Raw genomic sequence first — 21210 nt, forward strand, 5'->3', positions numbered from 1 at the left:
TTCGCCGGCGGGCGCACTGCGCCCGCCACGGCCAACCCTTTGCATGAGAATCACCGATACATGTTCTTTCGCAACCTGACGCTGTTCCGTTTTTCTGAATCCGTTGCCGCCGACCTCGATCGCCTGGACGAAGCCCTGCCGGAACACCGCCTGCGTCCGGTGGGCCCCATGGAGCTTTCCGCGCGGGGTTTCGTCTCGCCGCTGGGCCGCAACGAAGAAGGCCTGACCCATAACGTGGCCCGCAACACCATGGTCACCGTGGGCAGCGAAGATAAGCTCCTGCCGTCCTCCGTCATCAACGATGAGGTGGCCAACCGTGTGCAGAAGATCGCCGAGGAAGAAGGCCGCAAGGTCGGCGGGCGTGAACGCAAGAAGATCAAGGATGACGTGCTGAACGAGCTCGTGCCGCGCGCCTTCGTGCGCAGCTCGCGCATGAAGGCCTACGCCGACAAGAAGAACGGCTGGTTCGTCCTGGATACCTCCAGTCGCAAGTCCGCCGAGAACACCTTGAGCCAGGTCCGCGAGGCCCTGGGCAGCTTCCCCGCCGTGCCCCTGGCACCGGAGGAGTCGCCGCGGATCCTCATGACCCACTGGGTGGCGACGGGCGAGCTGCCGGGTGGCCTGGCGCTGGGCGACGAGTGCGAGCTGCGCGATCCGGCCACGGCCTCGGGCGCGATTGCCCGTTGCCGCAGGCAGGATCTCGACACCGATGAGATTCGGGAGCACCTGCGCACGGGAAAACAGGTGTTCCAGCTTGGTTTGGTCTTCGATGACCGCATCTCTTTCGTGCTTGGCGAGGACCTCATCCTGCGTAAAATCAAGTTCACGGACGTGGTGCTGGACGAACAGGCCGACAGCCACGAGAACGCCGCCGCGGAAATGGACGCCACCTTCGCCCTGATGGCGCTCGAATACGAGCGTCTCCTGGGGAAGATGGAAGAGTGGTTCAAGCTGCCGCGCCCGGAGTGATCCGCCGGGCCGGTCGCAGTGGCTGATACACCGGGATGGGATGTTTGTCGGGATCGGTTCGGGACTGGCAACATGGCATCAGAACAAGGCGAGTGGCTGGAACTTTCCACCCCGACCGGGGGCACGATCCGCGTGCTGAAGTCGGCGCACCCGCGTGCGCGCCGGCTCCGCCTGACGGTGACGCCCAAGGGCGCGCGCCTCACCTATCCCAACGGCACGCACGTGGCGCAGATGACCGCGTTCCTGCGCCACCACGCCGACTGGCTGGAACAGAAGCTCGGCGAGTTCCACATGGATGCCGAGCCTTTGCCGGCGTTGCGCGTGGGCGTGCCGACCACGTTCCCGTTCCGTGGCGAGGAAGTCCGGCTCGACTGGGCCGAGGGTCCGTACCCGCGCGTGCAGCACGACGAGAGCGGCATCACCCTGGTGATCCCGGGCCCGCACCATCGTGAACTGCTGGTCGCGCGCGGGCTGCTCGCTACGTTCTTCGAAGCGCAAATTCGCCGCGATGTGTCACGCTGGCTGCCGGGTTATATCCCGCAGATCAACGCGGCACCCACGGCATTGCGTATCCGCCCGCTGAAGAGCCTGTGGGGCAGCCTGGATACGCGCGACCGCATCAATCTCGATCTTGCGCTCGCGCTGGCGCCGCCTGCGGCGTTGCGCTACGTGCTGGTGCACGAACTCTGCCACCTCAAGGTGCGCAACCATTCGCCGCGCTTCTGGAGCTGGGTGGAGAGCATCCTGCCTGAGCACCGGGAGCAGCGCACGTGGTTGCGTGCGCATGGCAGTGCGCTGAAGGCGCAGCTGGATCGTTTGATTGCGGATGTTGCGGACTGAGGCGTAATGATCGCGTAGGAGCCCACCCTGTGGGCGACATCGTTCGCGATGACGCCACAGGACCTGTAGCTCTTCCGCGAACGGCGTCGCCCACAGGGTGGGCTCCTACGCGATGCGTTCAATGCGCCAGCGCGAATCCGGTGATGATCCGTGCGGTCTCGTCGGGCTTCTCCAGCATCGGCATGTGGTTGCAACCGTTGAGCACGGTCGCGCCGATGGACGGCGTGTTCTTCAGGCCATTGCGCAGGGTGTCCAGCGCCGACACGTCGATGATCTTGTCGTCGTGGCACCAGACGCCAAGCACGGGCATCGTCAGCTTGCCGAGGAGCGGGTCCAGTACGTAGGCCTGCTCGGGCTTCTTCAGCTCCGCGAACGTGCTCTCGATGAACGCACGATCCTTCACGTTGCGGCGGACCAGCGCGTCCTCGATGCGACCCGGCAGGTGCGGCGGCACGGTGAAGATGCGTGCAAGCAGTGCCTCGAGGCCTTCGCGGTCGTTGAACAGGAACGGATCCTTGCCGGCCTTCACATCGCGGACAAAGTCGTTTTCCTTGAACGTCAGCCCGGCTGAACTCATCAGCGTGAGCGCCGCCACCCGGTCCGGGTGGTCGGCTGCGTAGACACCTGCAATGGCGCCGCCCATCGACTGACCGACGAGCAGGAAGCGCGGAAGGCCCGTGGCGGCGGCGAACGCATCGAGCCGCGCGGCCTGCGCCGGCACGCCGTAGTCGCCGCCCGTCGTGCGCGACGACTCACCCCAGCCCGGCAGGTCAGGGATCACGACATGGAAGTGATCGGTGAGGCCGCCGGCCATCTTCAGCCAGGTTTCCTTGTTGGCGGCGAAGCCGTGCAGCAGCACGATCGTCGGGCCCTGGCCACCTTCGTAGTACGACCACGTGGTATCGCCGGCGACCACGCTCTTCTTCTCAACGTGGGCCTGCATCGCCATGCGTGCCGCGTCTGCCTTGACCAGCAGTTGCGGCGCGAACAGGTAGACCAGGCCGGCGCCGGCGCCCAGCACCAGCGCTACGACCACCAGGAATTTCAGCCGGCGCAGCAGCAGGCGCTGCCAGAGCGGGCGGGTGGATGCGGTATCGAGGGGAGCAGAAGTCCTTGCCATCTCACTTCTTCTTCGACTTGCCGGCGAGGATGTTCTCCACCGCCTGCTGGGTCATCGGGTGGTAGCCAGCCTTTGCTTTCGCATAGGTGGCCTTCGCGAAAGCCAGGCCTTCCGGCGTGCGCGCGAACGCGCGATACACCGGCGTGGTGAGGTACAGGCGGCCGATGCGGGTCATGTGTTCCGCCGCGGCGGTCCACACGTCCTTATCGCCTGCGGCAATGGCGTGGACGTACCAGCGCATGCCGATCTCCGCGTTGGGCGTGCCGGTGAGGTGCCACGCCGCGTCGAGCGCCTTCATCTTGTCGAGCGGAGCCACGTCCGGCATGCGATCCAGGAAGTACATCCATTCCTGGGTGTTCCAGGTCTTCGCATCCAGCTTCGCCGCATCGAGCTTGCCGGCGAGGAAATCCGTGCGTTCCTTGTCGATGCTGTCGAAGCGCGCCGACGTGGGCAGCGGCGCATCCTTCGGGATACCCGGCTGCCAGATCCACGCGCGCGCCTCGGCCTCGCTCATCTTGCCCGGGTACTTATCGAGCAGGTTGGCTTTCATGTAGGCGAACATCGTGTCGGTATCGATGCTCTGGAACGCGAAGTGGGCGAAGTAGCCCTTGAGGTACGCGTCAAAGTTCTCGCGGCCGAAACGCTGCTCCAGCGTGCGCAGGAACCACGAGCCTTTGTCGTAGGCGACCGACGAAAGCGAATCGTCCGCGCCGACGCCACGCGGATCCGGCGTGAGCTTCTGCGTGTTCGGTTCCATCGAGCCGATGGTCTTCTCGAGTTCACGTGCGGAAAGCAGCGCTTCCTCGTCCGCCTGCGACTTGCCGTACACGGCCTCGGTGATGCGGCCCTGCACGTAGGTGGTGAAACCTTCGTTGAGCCAGATGTCGCGCCATGCGGCGCTGGTCACCAGGTTGCCCGACCACGAATGGGCCAGCTCATGCGAGACCAGCGAGACCAGGCTCTTGTCGCCAACGAGCACGGTTGGCGTGGCGAAGGTCATGTTGGGGTTTTCCATGCCGCCGAACGGGAACGACGGCGGAAGCACCAGGATGTCGTAACGACCCCAGGCATACGGGCCATACAGCTTCTCGGTGGTTTCGATCAGCTTCTCCGTGTCCTCGAACTCGTGCGCGGCCTTGGCGACCACGCTGGGCTCGGCGTACACGGCGCTGCGCGGGCCGGTCTCCTTCACCGCGATGTCGCCGGCGGCGATCGCCAGCAGGTACGAGGGGATGGGATGCGGCTGGTCGAACTTGAAATCGCCATCGAGCGGATGCTTCGCATCGTTGATGGCGCTCATCACCACTCGCACGTCCTTCGGCGCGCTCACGTGCGCGTCGTAGGTGAAGCGCACGGCGGGCGAATCCTGCAGCGGCACCCACGAACGCGCGTGGATGGATTCCGACTGCGAGAACATGAAGGGCTGCTTCTTGTCCGCGGTCTGCTCAGGCGGGAGCCACTGCAGGCCCGAGGCCTCGGGCACGGTCGTGTAGGCGATGCGCACCTGTGCCGGATGCGCCGGCGCCTGGATCGTCAACTTCGCGCCCAGTTCCTTGTCGCGCGGTGCCAGCGCGAACTTGAGCGGCGTCGCCTTGCCGCTGGCATCCACGGCATTGACGCTGGCGATCTTCAGGTCGCGCGTGTCGAGGACCAGGTCGCCCTTGCCGGCCTTCCAGTCGAGCTTCAGCGTCGCATCGCCGGCCAGTTCGCGTTTGGCGAAATCCACCTTGAGGTCGAGATCGAGGTGGGTGACCTTGACCACGTCCGGCTGGGCGTAGGAATGGGGATCGGCGGCGAAGGCCACTACCGGGAAGGCCACCGTGAGGGCCGCGAAGGGAAGCAGGCGCATGGAACGTTTCCGTGGGAGGGAAGCCCCCAGTATGCCACTGGCACGCGGGGGGCTGGGACGAACGCCCGCGGAGGGCTAGGGGAGGCTGAAGGCACTGGACGCCCGGGTGAACGCCTCGGGCAGGTCAGGTCGCGGCGGCGGGTTCGCAAGGTGTAGGCGTACTCGCCGGAGGCCAGCAGGCGTCGCTCCATGCGATGTTCCCCACGCCAGTAAGCCTGGCGCATGTAGTTGCGATCGACCTCGATCCAGTGCCCGGTGGGGTCGCCGCGGCCGCGCTCGAGCGCGGTGATGCCCAGCGCCTCGTCCAGCCGGGCACGGGGTGTGCCGGGGGGCAGGGTGGTCACCCTGAATTCGCCGGGGTCGTAGAAGTGGCGCGAATGGCCCTGGATGAGCCATTCGATGCCGCCGCTCACACCGAACGCGCGGCCGGGCGCCTCCGGCGTGTAGATCCAGAAGCTCTCCGGCCAGTCGTGCGGCGCGACGATAGTGGTCGTGCCCACACCGCCGACGGCCTCATCCGCCGCAGCGACGGCCAGCCTTGCGGCAGCGACCGCCTCGTCCCAAAGCGAAGCCTGGCGTGGCGTCAGGTCGCCCGCTGGCGGCGGCGTCGAGGGATCCGAACTCGACCCGATCGACGGATCCTGCCCGTCCTCGCCGCGCCAGCGCCGCTGGCCCGGTGAGCCCACGCGCCGCCCGCCATCGGCCCACCCACGGCGGGCCAGGAGCAGGCTGCGCTCGCGCGCGTCCGGCACCCGTGTTTCAAGCTCATGCAGGAATTGCCGGCGCTGGCCGGCATCCAGGGTGGCGAGGTCCGAAGCGATGCCGTCATCGAACACCATGGCGCTGCGCGAAGGGACATCGACACGCAGGTGCATCGACTCGTTGCTCCCCAACCGGTACCGGAAGGTCGCCGACGGGTTGTCACGGATGATCGCCTCGACCTCATCACGGATGGGCTCGAGCGCTGGCGGCAGCGACGGCCGCGGGGCAGCCACGGGCTCGGCAGCGGCCGGCACGGCCGGTTCCGCTGGCGCGGCCGCATGGTCGGCTTCGCGGCCGCCAAGGTTTAGCGCGCGGCGCAGGCGCTCACGCAGGCCCCGCCCGGCGCCACCCGGCAGGCCCACTCCGCGCGCATACGTCCATTCGCCTCCGATGCGCTGCACGGCCGGACCGGTAAAGGTGGCATCGAGCGAACCCTGCGGCCGTTCGAGACGCCACACATGGTTGTAGTCGTCGAAACGTACGGGATACAGGCGCCCGTCCTGGCTCACGTGGCGCCGCCCCTGGACGATGTGGAAGCCCTCGCTATCGGGGAGTTCGTTGGCAGCCACGCTCCGTGCCGCGTACCGGGATTCGAAGCGAGGGCCGCGGAGGTCCAGCCGCGCTTGCGCGGGTTGCGGTGCCGCGCCGCGCGCATGGCGGAGCAATGGCGCGCGCCCGCTGCCCGCCGCCCAGAGCGGCCCGGCGAGATCGAGCCCGGTCACCCACGCATCGGTAAACGCAAGGTAGGCATCGGTCGCATCGCCGGATTTGACGCCATCGTAGAAGCGATCCAGCGCACTGCGCAGGCGTGCGGGTGCGGACAACGTCGACAGTGCAAGATCCGTCGCGAGCCCGGTGACCGGATGCGTCCCGATCGGGCTGAAGGTCCAGTGCTCCTTCGCCCCGGATTCGACGTGGTGCGTATCGTGGATACGTTGATCCACCATCGCATCGTAGCCGGCATCGATGAAATCGCCGCTCACCTCGCGCTCGTCGAACGGTTCTTCCGTAAGGGTGTACGCCGCGTCGGCCGGGCTTCCAAGAACCCAGTGGGCCAGGCGATCGCCCTTGAAACGCCGCGTAACGCCGTTGGGATCCTGCGTGGCAAATGCCGCGGGGAGCCGGTCGAGCAGGTACTCGCGAAATGCAGGCGCGTACAGGAATGCGCGGGCCATCGCTTGCCGGTCAGCGAATTCGCGGAAGGCCGCGCCATCCGGCGCATCCGGCGTATACACGACGACGCGGGGCACGCTGCGCGCATCACGCGCGCCGATGACGACGACATCGCGCAGGGGGATGTCCTTGTAGGTGAGCTGGCGAGCGACGACCTCGTGGCCATCGATCAGCTTGCGGCCCGCCGGGGCACGGTGGTCGAGCATCGCCTCGACCCAGCGGAAGCCGCGTTCGGCGTGGTCCTCCAGGAAAGAACGCGGTTCGTCGGCCAGGTAATACGACAGCCTCGCCTGCGCGGCATCGGCACGCATGCGCGCCGCCGTCAGCTCGATAGCGGTGAGTTTTGCGAGCCGCCCGGCGGGCCCCGTGCGCAGCTGCGATTCGAGGTGCTCGCGGTAGCGCGGTGCCACCCGCGCGTCGCGAACCACTGCGACGAGATCGGCCTGGGCAAGATGCGCGGCCATGGCGCTGCCATCGTGGCGCACCGTGCTCAACTGCACGGCATCCATGATGGTGAGGCCCCGCCATGCGAGTGCATGCAGCGTCTGCCGGATCGTGTTGGGGCCGACAAGCAACTGCTTCAGGTGTTCGTACGAGCCTTTGGCGGGATCGTGGGTGACGTCGACCGACAGCATGGCCGATGCATCGCCGATCCCGAGCGCCGCCAGCCGCCCATCGAGCTCGTTCGATGTGAAGTCAACCATGCCCATCGGCGGCTCGACACCCCACGCGGTTCGCAGCACGGCCGTGTCGGCGGCGAGGCGTGCATACGACACCGTGGCCGCTCGCCAGTCGCGGGCGACCGGGGGCGGTACTCGCGCCAGTCGTTCGTCGGTGGCCTGGGCGAGCAGGCGCGCCTCGCGGGCACGCAGCAGCGCAGGCACATCCAGGACACTCGCCAGGCGCGCATGGCCGAGCAGCCTGTCGTTGAACGTTGCCTGGGCACCGGGGAGGTCGCGGTCGAGCTGGTAGTCGTCCCAGACCTGGCGGATCCGTGCGAGGTGGGTATCGAAAAGGTGCGTTGTCCACGCCCCTGCGGCATCGGCGCTGGCCGCGCGCAAGGATACTTCCGCACCATCGAAAGCGTCGGCGCAGGCGTCGACGTGCATCCCTGCGACCGAACCGGACTGGATACACCCGGACACGTAATGACGGACGGCATCCGTAGTCTCGTCGACAGAGGCCAGCGCTTCCCAGCCCTGGCCCGGCAAGAAGAGCAAGTGAAGGCCCGGCGTGTCGTCGGCCGTCGCGGCCACGGCGCCCGCGACCACATGTGGCCCTGCCCACACTTCCTGCAGGGACAAGCCCACGCCGACGTTGCCCGCCAGCCTATCGGCGACGCGCCCCGCGAGACGCGTGGCGTTCGGCGAGAGCGTGCCGTCCTCGCTGCGCAGAGCGGCTTCGCCGCGAAGGATCTCAGCAACCACCGGTGCCAACTGCGCCTGCGCCATGGAACGCCACGCCGCATGGTCGGAAAGAAAGGTATCGAACGTCGCGGGCGCAGGATCGGGAAGCCTGGGCGCGCTTTCGTCCAGGCGCGCGAGCGCGGCGTGCGCGGCGCTGAGCCTTAGCAATTCGGCCGAGGCCGCGGCGGCTTCCCGGGTCATGCCGTGCACGGCCGCGGGAGCGGGTGAAGGAGGGAGCATATCCATATGCGAACCTTGTGATGGGAGTTGGAAGATGTAGTGCGATGGGGGCTTGTGGCCCGTCAGGGGCCGGCCAGGAACTGCCCGGGCTGGAGCACGAGGAACGTGCCTTGCGCATCCGTGTTGCCACGAACGAGGTAAGACGGTTGGGCACCGCTGTCATCGATGAAAACCCGCAGCGCCGGGCGGCCTGGTGGCGCGCCTGCCGCTCGCACCTGGCGCAGGTTGATCCGCACCCAAGGGCTGGCCGTGCCGCCGTTGGGGACGGCGGGTGTCTGGCCCGTCGCGGCCACACCCGACAGGCCGGACCCACCCACGCGCTCGACGGGCAGGTAGACAGTGGGATGATCCAGCGGCAGCGCGTAAGCCGGTGGCTGATACCACACGGCTTCCGGCCAGGCCTCGGGTAGCAGCTCCCGCCATGGCGGATGCGCGACCACCGGGGGCGCCGGTGGGGCAGGCCGAACGAGCGGTGCGCGCCGTCCGGCCTCCAGCGCGCTGCGCCACGCATGCCAGAAGCGCGGGCCTACCGAGACCGGGGCGCCCGCGGCGATGAACACATCGGCGTGGAGATCGTCTCCCATCGTGCCGCCCAGCCGTTGGCGCAGCACACGCACGAATTCACCGCGCTGGTGCATCGTGAGATCCGCATAGTCGCTCTCGCTGACCGTGCGGATGCGATGTTCAGGCGGATACACGTCGGGACCACGGCGGCCGCCGCGAAGGCCGATATCGGTACGCAGGTGCCAGCCGGCACGCGACCACGCGATGGCGGGCCCCGTGTAATGCGCATCCGCCACGCCGGGCCGGGTGAGACGCCAGGTGGCGTGGGCATCGTCGAAGTGCACTTCGTAAGTTGCTTCCGCGTCTGGGACGTAACGCCGGCCGCCGATCGTGTGGATGCCCTGTGCATCCGGGCGGCTACCCGCAAGGTTGATACCGGGTGCCGCATACCGCCGATCCAGACGCGCTGCACCGCCCAGGGGAGCGCGGATCCCGCCGGGGACGGCGTAGCGCACGTACGCGGCGGGGCGCGCCGCCACGTGGAGTGCGGGGACGACGCCCAGCAGCGCGACATAGGCCTCGGTCGCATCCACGAAGGCCTCGCGATAGGCCCCTGCGCGCAAGGCATCCTCGGTACGCCAGAGTGCGCGGATGCCACGGCCAATGTCCACGAAGAACTGGCGCACCATCCACGTGCCGTTGGCGACATCGCCCAACGCGCTGGCGAACGGCAGCGGGGCGACCGGGCCCGCGGCGCGAAGCGCAGATTCCAGATCGGTCATGTCAAGCGACATGCGTGATACCGACGCGGCAAGCAGCGCCTCGAACACGTTGCCGGTCACTTCGCGTTCGCCAAATACCTCGGCGGTCACGGTTTGCGTGCCCGAGCTTTGCTGCGCGAGCACCCAGCGGCTGCGACGTACCTCTTCGGGAATATCGAAGTGGCGAACGCCATTCGCGTCGAGCCTTGCATGCGACGCGGGAAGGCGATCGAGCAGCCAGGGTTCGAACAGCGGGTTGTACAGCACGGCGCGTGCCGCCTGCCCGGCGTCCTCGAACTCGCGCACGCTGCGGCCATCGGGTGCGTCCGGCGTGTAGAGGATCACGCGCGGCACGCTCTCTCGCCGACGTGCACTCACGATGAAAAGGTCGCCCACCACGGCACCGCGGTAGGTGAACTGGTGAACCACGATGTCATGGCCCTGGACCTTCCGCCGCGTTGCTGCCGCTGGGCTATCGACCACGGCGCGCATCCACGCGTGGCCGCGTTCGTCACGGTCCGCGATGTAACCCGGCGCCTGCGCAGGCAGGTAATAGTCCAGCCGCGCGTCGGCGGACGCAGCCGCCACGCGCGCGCGGAGCACGCGTGCGGCGACATGCTGGCGGATGCGCCCCGCTCCATTCGGCGCGAACGCGTCGGCAAGCGCAAGGCGATAGGTGCGGATCGCGTCGGGAGACGCCGTATCGCCCGGTGGCGTGGGAAGCGCAGCCGTTCCGCTCGCGTCCAGGGCATCGGTCGCCTGGTCGTACTCGCGCCGGAGTGCGTCGACCTCAAGTCGCCACTCTGCGCGCGCGTCGGCGGGGGCCGAGGCAAGCCGCGCAGCATGCCGGGCGAGCAGCCTGCGCTGAAGGCGATCGATGCGCATGGCGTCGACATCGAGATGGCGGTGCAGGTCGAGCGCCGTGCGCACGGCGTCGGCGGCGCCTGCCGGGCTGTCGCCGAGCGCGACCGCATCCCAGGCGTCGATCACCTGTGCGCGGCGCGTGGTGATCACCGCGCGGGCCATGGAGCGGATGGCATCCGCCGGAGCCGCACGCGAGGTGACGAAGTGATCCTCGCGCACCATGCGGTCGACCGCCTCGACACGCAGGCCCGGCAACGTATCGCGCGCTACCAGTTCATGGCGAGTACGCCGCTCCAGTTCCCCGTGCAGGGCATCGAGTGACGCGAATGCCTGCCAGCCGCGGTCGGGCATGAAAAGCAGCGCCGGCGTATCGGAGGATGCACCGGCGAGGGCTAGCGCACCCGCATAGACCTCACCTGAGAACAGGAGCTCGCGCGGCTCCACGCCCGGCGGGCTGATCAGGCCGCGCGCGGCGGTGAACGCGGCAATGCGTTGCTGCTCCGCGGCGGACAGCGTGCCGTCGTGTTGGCGGAGGAGCGCATCATCGTGCATGACGCTCGCGAAGCGGTCGGCGAGCGCGCTGATGCCGGTGTCGTTCCAGACTGCGTCCAGTGCTGCAAGGAACGTCGTGCGCGTGATCCCATCCATCGTGTCGGGAACGATGGGCTCCGGCGCGAGCGCGTCATCGATCCACGCACGCGTCGCCTCCATGCGGGCATGGATATCGGAAGGGTTCTGGATGCTGGATTGAACGGCGGCAGGCGGTGCCTGCGGGGGCTGCAGATCCATGGCGGCCTCGGGATGGTGAATGTCCCGGCTAGCCTACGTTGAAGGCCCCACCCGCTATGCCGGGCGGGTGCCATCAACGCCGCAAGGTTTCCTGTAAAGCGGTGTAGGTCGAGCCCTACAGCTTGTAGCCGCGATGGATCGCGACAATGCCATTGCTCAGGTTACGGACTTCGACATGGCCGAAGCCGGCACCCAGCATCATCCCTTTCAGCGTCTCCTGGTCGGGATGCTTGCGAATGGACTCGGCGAGATACTGGTAGCTGTCGGCATCGTTGGCGAACAGGCGACACAGTCGGGGCAGGATCTTGAACGAGTGCACGTCGTACAGCTTCGACAGCAGTGGGCTCTGCACTTTCGAAAACTCGAGCACGAGCACACGACCGCCAGGCTTGAGGATGCGCTGCATGTCGGCCAGCGCCTTTTCCTTGTCGGTCACGTTGCGCAGGCCGAAAGCGATGGTGATGGCATCGAAGCTGGCATCCGGGAACGGCAGCGCCTCGGCATTCATCTGCGCCCAGCGCAGGCCAGCGACCAGGCCGCGGTCGGTCAGCCTGTCGCGGCCGACGCCCAGCATCGCCGCGTTGATATCGCCAACGACCACTTCGCCTTCGTCACCGACGACGGGCTTGAGCAGGGCCGCGATATCACCGGTGCCGCCGGCCAGGTCGAGCACGCGATCGCCACGGCGGACGCCGCTGACGGCCACGAAGTGGCGCTTCCAGAGCCGGTGGATGCCGAACGACATCAGGTCGTTCATGAGGTCGTAGTTACGCGCGACGGAAGTGAACACCTGGCCGACACGCTTCTGCTTGTCGGCCACGGGGACGTCGCGAAACCCGAAATGGGTGGTCTTGTCGGTAGCCATGCCGCCGATGGTACCGGGGTTGCGGCCCATCGGCGAGCATGGGGGCCGATCAGGGTTCGCGCCCGAGGTGGGTGATCTGCATATCGCTGGCGTCGAGGCGGATGAAGGCCTCGCTGGTCGGGCGCAGGAAGTACTTGGTGCCGTTGGCGCTATCGATGCCGATGTATTCCACGCTGGCGCCCGTGGGGAGCGCGGCCTCCCGCTGGAGGAAGTCGCGGGGACGCAACCGGATGGCGAAGGTGCTAGACCGCGTCAACGCTCGGTTCCCGACCGCCCGCTGGATATCGGCGATCGGAGCGGTCGGCGGCACGGTGGTGACACGGACACCATAGAGACCACCGCCGAGCCACTCGCCATGCAGGTGGGCCCAGTGGGGGTTGTAACCACGGTTCGTGCGCTGGCGGTGCAGGCGGCTGTCGCGGAAGGGGAGCTGGCCGTAGTACCACATCTCCTCCGGGACGCGCGCCTGCTCGATCCGGCGGAACGGTTCGGGTACGGCGGGCGCCACGGGACGTGCGGCGGGGCGGGCCGGGGGGAGTGGGCTGAGATCCAGTGGGCGGTTCTGCGCAAGGATGATGCGCTCCCGGGTGGAGATGGCCTGTGCGGCCGCGGCCCGTTCAGCCGCCGCGGACCAGCGCGCGCGCTGGGCGGCGGTAATGACGGCCGGCGTCGGCAGGCTGCGTGCCTCCGCCTCCATCCCGCCGGCAACGAGTTCCCGTTCGGTGGGGTTCGGAAAGGCGTGCTCGAGTTCTTCCATATAGCGGTTGAACGGACGCCCGTTGGCGTGATCGGGCGGGCCGGGCACACGGGCAGCCCCGCGTCCGCTCCCGCCCCGCAGGCCCACCTCGTTGAACGCCCAGGTGCCCGCTTCGGTCCGGCGAATGGCCGGGCCCCACGCATGCGGGGCGCCCTGGCGCTCGAGCCGCCAGGTGGCGAAGTCGCTGTCGTAGCGAACGCCATACATTTTCCCGTTCTGCTCGATGTAGCGCCGGGCACCCAGCATCACGATGCCGTCGGTGCCCGCGGATGATCCCGTCGGCACGAGGCTGGCTTCAAACCGGGGTTCGAACGCCACGGCCGCCTGAGTCACGGGCCTGCCGCCCACCAGCTTGCCGCCCTGGCGGAAACGCGCCGCAACCAGCCCCCGTGCCGAAGGCGCGACGGTCTGCGGGGCGATGATCCCCAGCGATGCCACGTAGAAGTCGGCGAAGTCGACGAACGCACGGGCATGGTCGCCTTCCTTCAGGCTGTCGTACAGCCGCCAGGAGGCCTGCGCGGCATGCGCGGGGGCGTAGACGATGCCCTTCACCGCATTGGCTACCAGGTTGTCGAAGAGCAGGCGCCGCGGCCACTCGACCAGCCACTCCCAATTCGCAGCCTCGGCGCTGCGGCTGAAGAGGGCGACGTTGCGCAGCGCCTGCTGCACGCCGGTGTCGTAGACCGCTTCAAGGACGTTGCCCTCGACGACGCGTTGCGCGAAAGGCTCCGCCGTCTTCGTATAGGCGGCGTCGACGGGCGCCCCTAGCACCCAGTGCGCGAGGTGGTCGCCCGCGAATGCGCGGTTGCCGGCATCCGCCTGGGGCCTGGCATATTCGTTCGGCAGGCGATCGAGCAGGTATTCGCGGAACGACGGGTGATGGAAGAAGCGCCGTGCGGCCTCGGCACGATCGTCGAACTCGCGGAACACCACGCCATCCGGTGCGTCGGGCGTGTAGAACACCACGGTCGGGACGGCCTCGGTCTGGCGTACGCCGATCTCCAGCACGTCCTTGAGCGGCGTGCCCTGGTAGGTCACCTGCCTCGCGACGATTTCGTGCTGGTCCACGCGCGCGCGTCCTGCCGGCGAAGGGGCATCCAGCACGGCCTCGACCCAGCGGAACCCGCGCTCGGCGTGGTCGGGACGGAACGAGCGTGGCTCACCCGGGAGGTAGTACGACAGGCGTGCCTCCGCCGCCTGCATGCGCATGCGCGCGAGCAACAGCGTGGTGTTGGCCTCGCGGCGCTGCCCGGCGGTCTCGCCGTCGCGATAGGCGGCAACAAGGTGATCGCGGTAGCGCGTGGCGAGATCCAGGTCGCGGACAAGCGAGCGGATGGCCGTGTCCGTCAATGCCGCCAGCGGCTGGCCTGCGGCGTCAACCGCGCTGAGCTGGACCGGATCGAACGATGCGATGTTCTGGTACACGAGATCCAGCAGGCCGATGCGTGCGGGTCGCGTACCATCGCACAAGGCCTCGAGCGACTGCACGCGCACGGCCGCGTCCCGCCAGTAGTCCGCCTTGATGAAGATGTCCGCAGGCGAGGTCGTGATCCCCAGGGTCGCCAGCCGCGCCGCGGCTTCCTGGGCCGCGAAGGCGGTGAGTGTTTCGATGCCCGCATTTACCGATTTATAGGTTTCCTGCACGGCGGCGTAGTGCGCGGCGGCATCTTGCCAGCCGCTCGCGACCTCGGCGGGGACCTGCGCCAGGCGTCCCTCGTTCACCAGCCTCACCAGGCGTGCATGCCGGTGTGCCAGCAGGGTTTCCACGTTCACCAGCGGCCGCGCCACTTCGGCGGTGACGGTATCGCGGAGCACGATGTCGCGGTGGGGATCGGTCGCGGTCACCAACCAGCCTACCCATGCCTCGGCCACCCGCTCGCGTTGCACCGCGAGCGCGGTACCGACGTACGCGGAGAACGCGCCGCCGGTGCATGTTGCGGAGGTCACCGAGGGTAGCGCCCCGGCGGCCAGGGGGCGGCGTGCCATGCCGGGCACGCCGCCATCGTCGGCCATGCGCTCCCGCAGGCGCTGGCCGAACGCGTCGTGCAGCGCATCGAGGCTGGCATAACGTTCCCAGCCGGCATCAGCGGTGAATAGCAGCGCGCTGCCCTCGCCACCCTGGCGGGCGACGACCAGGCTCCCGGCGAGCGGCCGGCCTGCAAACATGGGGCAACGCGCGTCGATGCCGGGTGCCGGGCCGTCTCCGCGGTGTGTCGCGAGCGTGCGGACCATGCCGGCCGACTCGGCGTCCAGCGTCTCGTCGGCCTGGCGCAGGGTGGCGAGGTTCGCGGCCACGCTACGCACCTGTTCGACGGCAGCCTGCCTGCGCGCCGGGGACCAATAGCCGTCGAGGGCGGCCAGCAGGGCAGGCGCGTTAGCGGGATCCTCCGGCATCGGCGGCAGTGCGGCGATATCGGCGGTAAGCACCGCGTGCGCCGCGACGAGGTTCTCGAACGCGGCGGTGGCGGCCTGGTGGGCGGGTTGGTTCTGCGCAGGCGGTGCCTGCGGCGGCGTCATGTCCATTGACGTTCCTTTGCGTGGTGGTTCGCAAAGGTTAGGTAGGGCTAACTCACCGGTCTGCCCGGTAAGACGCCTGCGCCGTGTAGGCGAAACCCTCTAACGGACGTCAGTGCTGACTGTGGTGACGTTCGTGCTCGTTCGCGACGTGACGATCATGCAGTGACTCCGCCGTGGTTTCGCCGGGGTCGCTGGGTGGGCGTGCATCGAGGTCGCGATCGTTGTCCCCACCCGGCGTGATCTTGAGGATGGAGTGGCGCACTTCGCGCGCGAGGATGACGCGCGCATCGCGCACCATGTCTTCCAGCGCATCGCTGAAATCGAGCTTGCCATTCTCATCGGTCCACACGACGCGGGCCTCGCGCAGCTTCTGGATGAAGCCGCGGAACAGCGCCTTGTCGAAGAACTCGGGCGCGGAAAGCTCGTTGAGCATGCCAAGGCGCTGCGCGGTCAGTGTGCAGGCGGTCTCCAGCTCACCCGCCGACATCGTGTGCGGGCCGTTCTTCACCAGCGCGGCGATGGCGATGTAATAGCGTTCGAACGCCTGCAGCATGCTGCGTGCGATGACGCGCAGCTGGTACGCGCCATCATCCTGGCCCGGCCCGCGCTCCAGCACGCGCCCTTCGGACGAGGCTTCGAGGATGCCGCGGCGGACGAAGAAATCGATCGTGTCCTGCACCTGCTTCGCAAAGCCTTCGTCATCCCAGGGCAGGAACAGCTCGCCCTGGATGAACGGGTAGATGATCCGGCCAAGCCGGGCCACCGACGAGCGCGACATGCGCCGGTTATTGAGGAAGCACGCCGCCACCCATGCCGCGGCGGCATTGAGGTGCAGCACGTTGTTGCGGAAGTAGGAAAGCAGGACGGCCTGTTCGCCCTCAGTGACCAGTACGTCGCCGAGCGGGTGGCGGATGCGGCGGATCCAGCCCATCTGCTCGCCGTACGCGATGATGCCCTGCGGGTTCATGGCGGTGATCGTCACGCGATCGGAATACGGCAGCTCCTGGAACAGCGCCTTCGTGAGCTCGAGCTGCGCCAGCAGGTCGTTCTCCGCCATGGCGTGCTTCGGCGTGGCCAGCAGCGCCAGCGCGAGCAGGTTGATCGGGTTCACGTCCGCGGCGCGGTTGATGTTGATCTGGATCTTTTCGGCGAGGTCATCCACCACGCCGTTGAGCCAGTCCGGCTTGGTGTCCGGGTCAGCCGTGGTCTCGCGCCAGTCGGGCGCCACGCCATCCAGCATCGGCGTGAGCTGGATCGGTTCGCCGAAATTGAGCGTGACGTGGCCGTAGCGCTGGCGGAGCACCTTCAGGCCGCGGATGAGGCCGAGCAGGGATTCCTTTTCCTTCGGCTTGCCCGAGAGCTCGCCGACGTACGACTTGCCCTCCATCAGCTTCTCGTAGCCGATGTACACGGGCTGGAACAGCACCGGGCGGCGCGGCGCGCGGAGGAACGCGCGCACGGTCATCACCAGCATGCCGGCGCGCGGGGCGAGCAGGCGGCCCGTGCGCGAGCGGCCACCTTCGATAAAGTACTCCAGCGGCACGCCGCGATCGACCAGCTGCGCCAGGTATTCGTTGAACACCACGGAGTACAGCGCATTGCCCTTGAAGCTGCGGCGCAGGAAGAACGCGCCGCCGCGGCGAAGGATCGGGCCGACGACGGGCAGGTTGAGGTTCACGCCGGCCGCGATATGCGGCGGCACGACGCCCGAATGATGCAGCTGGTACGAGAGCAGCAGGTAATCCGTATGGCTGCGGTGGCAGGGTACATAAACCACTTCATGGCCAGGCGCCGCGGCGCGGGCCTTGTCGAAGTGGTGCATCGCGATGCCGTCGTAGAGCTTGTTCCAGAAGTTGGACAGCAGGAACGAGGTGGAGCGCACCACCGGATGCGAGTAGTCGGCGGAAATCTCGAGCGCGAAATCGCGCGCGCGCCGCTCGGCCTTCGCGTGGCTGATGTTTTCCTTGCTGGCCGTGGCGGCGATCGCATCGCGTACCGGCTGTGCGGTCAGCACCGCGTCGACCACCGTGCGGCGGTGCGACAGGTCGGGTCCGATCACCGCCGCGCGGATACGGCGGAAATGCGTACGCAGCACGCGGGCGATCTTGCGGGTCAGGCGCTCGTTGGTCAGGCCCTGGGATTCCGACAGCACGTTGCGCAGCGACACCGGTTCGGAGAAATGCACCACGGTGTCGCGGCCATTCAGCAGCAACGCCAGCATGCGCCGGAAGCGGCCGACGACCAGCCAGTTCTCCGCGAAGAGCACGCTGAACCAGCCACTTTCGCGGTTGGGCGCGCGGCCGACGTAAATGGACACAGGGATGACCTGGATATCGCGCGTCGGGTCCTCTTCGATCGCCCGGATGAGCTGGCCAATCGGTTCCTTCGGCCCGTGTGTGTCCGTGCGGCCGAACAACCAGCCACGCTGGCGGCTCAGCGAGAACACCGAGCGGCGGCGACGGCCAGGGAGATCCAGCAGCTGCATGGGGCTGGGCAGGCCGGCCTCGCGGCACGCCCGTTCCAGGATCAGCGCATCGGACGTGCCATCGCGCTCGATGGCGTAGCACACGGCCGCATCGCTCTTCAGCAGGGCGGCGGGCTCCGCCGGGTCGCGCTTGATGCGCACCCACGGCTCGAGGACGCGCCCCAGCAGCTTGAACCACCAGGGGGAGCGGGCGACGCGGACGTGCGGATCCGCACTCATCGGTAATTCGGACATCGTGGGATTGTACGGCCTTAGCGGGTCTTCGCGGCCGCCACGGGGGCGGCCGGGTCGTGGGGCGGCGCCACCGCGGTCGCCGCGGGTGCCGGGGCACTGGCGGGCGGTGGAGGCGGGTTCAGCTTCACGTGCTGGTTGCGGACGCTCTGGAGCAGGTCGCTGTCATACCAGCGCCCGTCGAGCAGGACGAGCGTGGCGTCGGTCTGGATCGGCTTGTCGAGGATCGTGTAGGTGATCTTGACGTGCGCGGTGCCGCCGGTGTTCTCGAGCGTATCGATGCTCACCGAGTCGAAACTCTTGTCGAGCGAGAGCCCGTACACGTTGAACAGGTTCTTGAAGCCCAGCCACATCGTGGAATAAGCGGCCATGGACTGGTTGAAGTCCATCGTGTGCAGCGCTTCCGGCGTGCTGAGCCGGGCCTTGCGCGCGGTGTCCACCAGGATCGAGATCGCCTGCTTCGCCTTGACCTGGTCGCCCCAGCCCACGGTTTGCGCCCATGGTGCGATGACGTTCACGGCCTCGCGCAGTTGCCGCTTCTGCGGGATGGTGAGGTCGTTCGCCTGGTCGATGGCGGTGAGCGCCATCGACTGGGCCACGCCGGTAAGCAGCGGCATCTGGTCCTTGTATTCCTTGTCGAAGCGAACCAGGGCCGGGCGCAGGTCGGCATAGAGTTTTTTCTCGGCATCGGGCTCGGTCAGCCTTTTTACGCCGTTCTCGAACTTCGCGCGGTCATCGTCGTTGACCGGTTCAGCCGCGACGTTGCGGCGGGGCCAGTCCGCCTTGAGCGCGGCGAAGTCGGCCGGGGGCAGGGCGTGCTGCCAGAACATGTCGAACTTGCCTTCGCGGATCAGTTCGAGCGAATCGCGCATCGCGTCCTCGGGCGAACCGCCGCCGGGCGTGCCGGGTGCTTCCTTGTGCCGGTTGCAGCCGGCGAACAGCGCCAGTACCAACACCAGCACCCAGGCCGTGGGGTGAAAGCGCTTCATGGCTGCGTCGTCCATACGTCGGGGGATGGCGAGGTTACGAGGGGCGCGGCCGGGCGGCAAGTGGCGCCCCATAAAGAAAAACCCCGGAGACGAATCGTCTCACGGGGTTATCCGGCCCGAAGCCGGTAAGGGAAATGGCCTTGCCTGCTTTGCTTTCGGCACCGCAGGTTTCGGCGAGGCACATGATAGTTGCCTGACATTGCTAAAGCAATACGTCAGGAAACTATGCCTAAATGATTGATTTAATTGACTCGCAGCGCGTCGATCTTTTTCTGGCGACGCTCTTCGCGAGGCAGAGTGTAGTCGTTATCGAACAGCGCGGGTTCCCAGCTGCCGTAAGTCGCGTTCGGCAGGACGAACCAGCGCTCGCCGATCCAGGCCGTATAGGGCGCCATGGCCTTGGCGCGGCCCTCGGCGGTATTGCCGTAGACATTCGCGAAATCGCCGATCTGGTCGCCGAACTGCATCAGCACGCGGTACTTGCCGGCGATCAGCTGGCGGCGGCAACCCTTCTCGGTGCCGGCCTGCTCGCAGCCTTCGACGAACGTACCCAGGCCAAGGAACGACTGCTTGCCCGCCACCGGGAAGCCGGCCTTGCGCAGGTTGTCGAGCGTGGCGTCGTTGAGGTCTTTCGCGCGGTTGGAGATGTACAGCACCTCGATGCCGTGGGCTGCCGCGAACTGCGTGAAAGCCACGGCGCCTGCCATCGGCTTAGCCTTCTCTTCCTGGCACCACGCGGCCCACTCGGCCTCGTTGTACTCGCCGCCTGAGCGGATCAGGCGCGCCTGGTAGGGCGAGTTGTCCAGCGCGGTTTCATCCACGTCGAGGACCACGGCGGGCCTCAGGCCCTTGAGGGACGGATGCGCGGCGCGGTCATCCTTGGCGAGGGCATCCCAGGTCGGGTCGGCCTTCGCTTTGAGAAGTTTCTCCTGCGCGTTGCGGAACGCCTGGATGTAGATGAAGTCGTGCTCGTTCGACGTCTGCGACCACAGCACCGCGTTCAGGTTGTCGTCGGCGGCCGGGCCTTTCGCGGCGGGCGCCGGCGCGGCTGCGGCTGCGGTTTCGGGTGCGGGCGTCGCGGCTGACGGTGCGTGCGGCGCCGATGCGCAACCGGCGAGGACGAGGGCGGCCGCAAGCGCGGCCGGGGCGAACTTCATCATGGGATCCCCTGAAAGTCGGGCGCCAATGCCCGAGGGCCGGCGATTGTGGCGGCAGTTTACGACAGGGTGACGACGGCGGCACGCCTATGGCGCGCGCACCCCGTGTCCTGACAGACTGCGGCCTCATCCACGACGAGCCTGCCATGGACGCCGAAACCCGAACCCGCGCCGTGCGCATCGCCAGCTATGTCCTCGCTGGCGTCGCCCTCCTGCTGGTGATGTTCCTGCGCCTGCTGCCGGCCCTGCTTGCCGGGTTGCTGGTTTACGAGGTGGTGCTCTCCGTTGCGCCGCTGATGGGCCGCCGGCTGTCGGGCGAACGCGCGCGGATCCTGGCCGTCGCCCTCGTTGGCGTGATCGTGGTCGGCCTGTTGACCCTGCTTATCCTGGGTGCGATCAGCTTCTTCCGCACCGAGATCGGCAACCCGGCCGACCTGTGGCAGAACAAGCTCATGCCGATGGTCGAGCGCGCCCGCCAGCAGTTGCCTCCCACCGTGGTCGGCATGCTGCCGGAGAGCGTGGATGCGCTGAGGGTCACGGCGCTCGACTGGGTGCGCTCGCATGCGGTGACCCTGCAGCTGGCGGGCAAGGAGGCGGCGCGCGTGTTCGTCCACATCGTGCTCGGCCTGGTCCTCGGCGCGTTCGTCGCGCTCAGCCGTGCGCGGCCCACGCACCAGATCGGTCCGTTCGCCGCGGAACTCGGCCTGCGCTGCGCGCGGCTCGCCGATGCGTTCCACAACATCGTGTTCGCCCAGATCAAGATCTCCTTGGTCAACACCGCGTTCACGGCCATTTTCCTGGTCGTGGTGCTGCCGCTGTTCGGCCAGCACCTGCCGCTGACGAAGACGTTGATCGTCATCACCTTCATCGTCGGCCTGCTGCCGGTCATCGGCAACCTGCTGTCGAACACGGCTATCACGATCGTCGGGCTG

Annotated in this window: 12 protein-coding genes; 3 read left to right on the forward strand and 9 right to left on the reverse strand. The window is 67.8% G+C overall.

Features of this window, described 5'->3' with window-relative positions:
* Positions 1-60 precede the first annotated feature (60 nt).
* Both ACTHLF_RS12835 and ACTHLF_RS12840 read left to right on the forward strand, forming a co-directional pair.
* Positions 61-969: a recombination-associated protein RdgC gene (locus ACTHLF_RS12835; RefSeq protein ID WP_440327737.1), complete on the forward strand. Its 909-nt coding sequence runs from the start codon at positions 61-63 to the stop codon at positions 967-969.
* A gap of 72 nt (positions 970-1041) precedes the next feature.
* Complete coding sequence (locus tag ACTHLF_RS12840; protein WP_440327738.1) at positions 1042-1809, forward strand: M48 family metallopeptidase; 768 nt, start codon at positions 1042-1044, stop codon at positions 1807-1809.
* A gap of 118 nt (positions 1810-1927) precedes the next feature.
* On the opposite strand, the gene ACTHLF_RS12845 is transcribed toward ACTHLF_RS12840, so the two are convergent.
* The 9 genes from ACTHLF_RS12845 to ACTHLF_RS12885 all read right to left on the reverse strand — a co-directional run bounded on the left by ACTHLF_RS12845 (position 1928) and on the right by ACTHLF_RS12885 (position 20281).
* Complete coding sequence (locus ACTHLF_RS12845; RefSeq protein WP_440327739.1) at positions 1928-2929, reverse strand: alpha/beta fold hydrolase; 1002 nt, start codon at positions 2927-2929, stop codon at positions 1928-1930.
* Between the two features lies 1 nt (position 2930).
* On the reverse strand, positions 2931-4778 hold the full coding sequence (locus tag ACTHLF_RS12850) for a M1 family metallopeptidase (protein ID WP_440327740.1): 1848 nt from the start codon (positions 4776-4778) through the stop codon (positions 2931-2933).
* On the reverse strand, positions 4733-8365 hold the full coding sequence (locus ACTHLF_RS12855) for a hypothetical protein (protein WP_440327741.1): 3633 nt from the start codon (positions 8363-8365) through the stop codon (positions 4733-4735). The genes ACTHLF_RS12850 and ACTHLF_RS12855 overlap by 46 nt, the downstream gene beginning before the upstream one ends.
* A gap of 56 nt (positions 8366-8421) precedes the next feature.
* Positions 8422-11277, reverse strand: coding sequence for a hypothetical protein (locus tag ACTHLF_RS12860; protein WP_440327742.1), 2856 nt, complete (start codon positions 11275-11277; stop codon positions 8422-8424).
* 115 nt (positions 11278-11392) lie between these two features.
* A complete protein-coding gene (ubiE, locus tag ACTHLF_RS12865; protein ID WP_440327743.1) occupies positions 11393-12172 on the reverse strand; it encodes a bifunctional demethylmenaquinone methyltransferase/2-methoxy-6-polyprenyl-1,4-benzoquinol methylase UbiE in 780 nt (259 codons plus the stop codon).
* Positions 12173-12191: 19 nt separating this feature from the next.
* The gene (locus ACTHLF_RS12870; RefSeq protein ID WP_440327744.1) at positions 12192-15422 is read right to left on the reverse strand and encodes a dermonecrotic toxin domain-containing protein; all 3231 of its coding nucleotides are present in this window, start codon (positions 15420-15422) and stop codon (positions 12192-12194) included.
* Between the two features lie 103 nt (positions 15423-15525).
* Positions 15526-18135 (reverse strand): glycerol-3-phosphate 1-O-acyltransferase PlsB, encoded by a 2610-nt coding sequence (plsB, locus tag ACTHLF_RS12875; RefSeq protein ID WP_440327745.1) that lies wholly within the window; start codon positions 18133-18135, stop codon positions 15526-15528.
* 17 nt (positions 18136-18152) lie between these two features.
* Positions 18153-19121, reverse strand: coding sequence for a hypothetical protein (locus ACTHLF_RS12880; RefSeq protein ID WP_440327746.1), 969 nt, complete (start codon positions 19119-19121; stop codon positions 18153-18155).
* Between the two features lie 242 nt (positions 19122-19363).
* Positions 19364-20281: a 5'-nucleotidase, lipoprotein e(P4) family gene (locus ACTHLF_RS12885; RefSeq protein ID WP_440327747.1), complete on the reverse strand. Its 918-nt coding sequence runs from the start codon at positions 20279-20281 to the stop codon at positions 19364-19366.
* 143 nt (positions 20282-20424) lie between these two features.
* On the opposite strand from ACTHLF_RS12885, the gene ACTHLF_RS12890 reads away from it, so the two are divergent.
* A partial coding sequence (locus tag ACTHLF_RS12890; protein WP_440327748.1) for a hypothetical protein occupies positions 20425-21210 on the forward strand: 786 nt, incomplete at its 3' end.

The organism is Luteibacter sp. (assembly GCF_051958795.1).
Lineage (GTDB): Bacteria > Pseudomonadota > Gammaproteobacteria > Xanthomonadales > Rhodanobacteraceae > Luteibacter.

Excerpts from the sequence above, each read along its gene's own strand:
- ACTHLF_RS12835 (WP_440327737.1), top strand. The coding sequence starts at position 61 with ATGTTCTTTCGCAACCTGACGCTGTTCCGTTTTTCTGAATCCGTTGCC.
- ACTHLF_RS12840 (WP_440327738.1), top strand. The coding sequence starts at position 1,042 with ATGGCATCAGAACAAGGCGAGTGGCTGGAACTTTCCACCCCGACCGGG.
- ACTHLF_RS12845 (WP_440327739.1), bottom strand. The coding sequence starts at position 2,929 with ATGGCAAGGACTTCTGCTCCCCTCGATACCGCATCCACCCGCCCGCTC.
- ACTHLF_RS12850 (WP_440327740.1), bottom strand. The coding sequence starts at position 4,778 with ATGCGCCTGCTTCCCTTCGCGGCCCTCACGGTGGCCTTCCCGGTAGTG.
- ACTHLF_RS12855 (WP_440327741.1), bottom strand. The coding sequence starts at position 8,365 with ATGGATATGCTCCCTCCTTCACCCGCTCCCGCGGCCGTGCACGGCATG.
- ACTHLF_RS12860 (WP_440327742.1), bottom strand. The coding sequence starts at position 11,277 with ATGGATCTGCAGCCCCCGCAGGCACCGCCTGCCGCCGTTCAATCCAGC.
- ubiE (WP_440327743.1), bottom strand. The coding sequence starts at position 12,172 with ATGGGCCGCAACCCCGGTACCATCGGCGGCATGGCTACCGACAAGACC.
- ACTHLF_RS12870 (WP_440327744.1), bottom strand. The coding sequence starts at position 15,422 with ATGGACATGACGCCGCCGCAGGCACCGCCTGCGCAGAACCAACCCGCC.
- plsB (WP_440327745.1), bottom strand. The coding sequence starts at position 18,135 with ATGTCCGAATTACCGATGAGTGCGGATCCGCACGTCCGCGTCGCCCGC.
- ACTHLF_RS12880 (WP_440327746.1), bottom strand. The coding sequence starts at position 19,121 with ATGAAGCGCTTTCACCCCACGGCCTGGGTGCTGGTGTTGGTACTGGCG.
- ACTHLF_RS12885 (WP_440327747.1), bottom strand. The coding sequence starts at position 20,281 with ATGATGAAGTTCGCCCCGGCCGCGCTTGCGGCCGCCCTCGTCCTCGCC.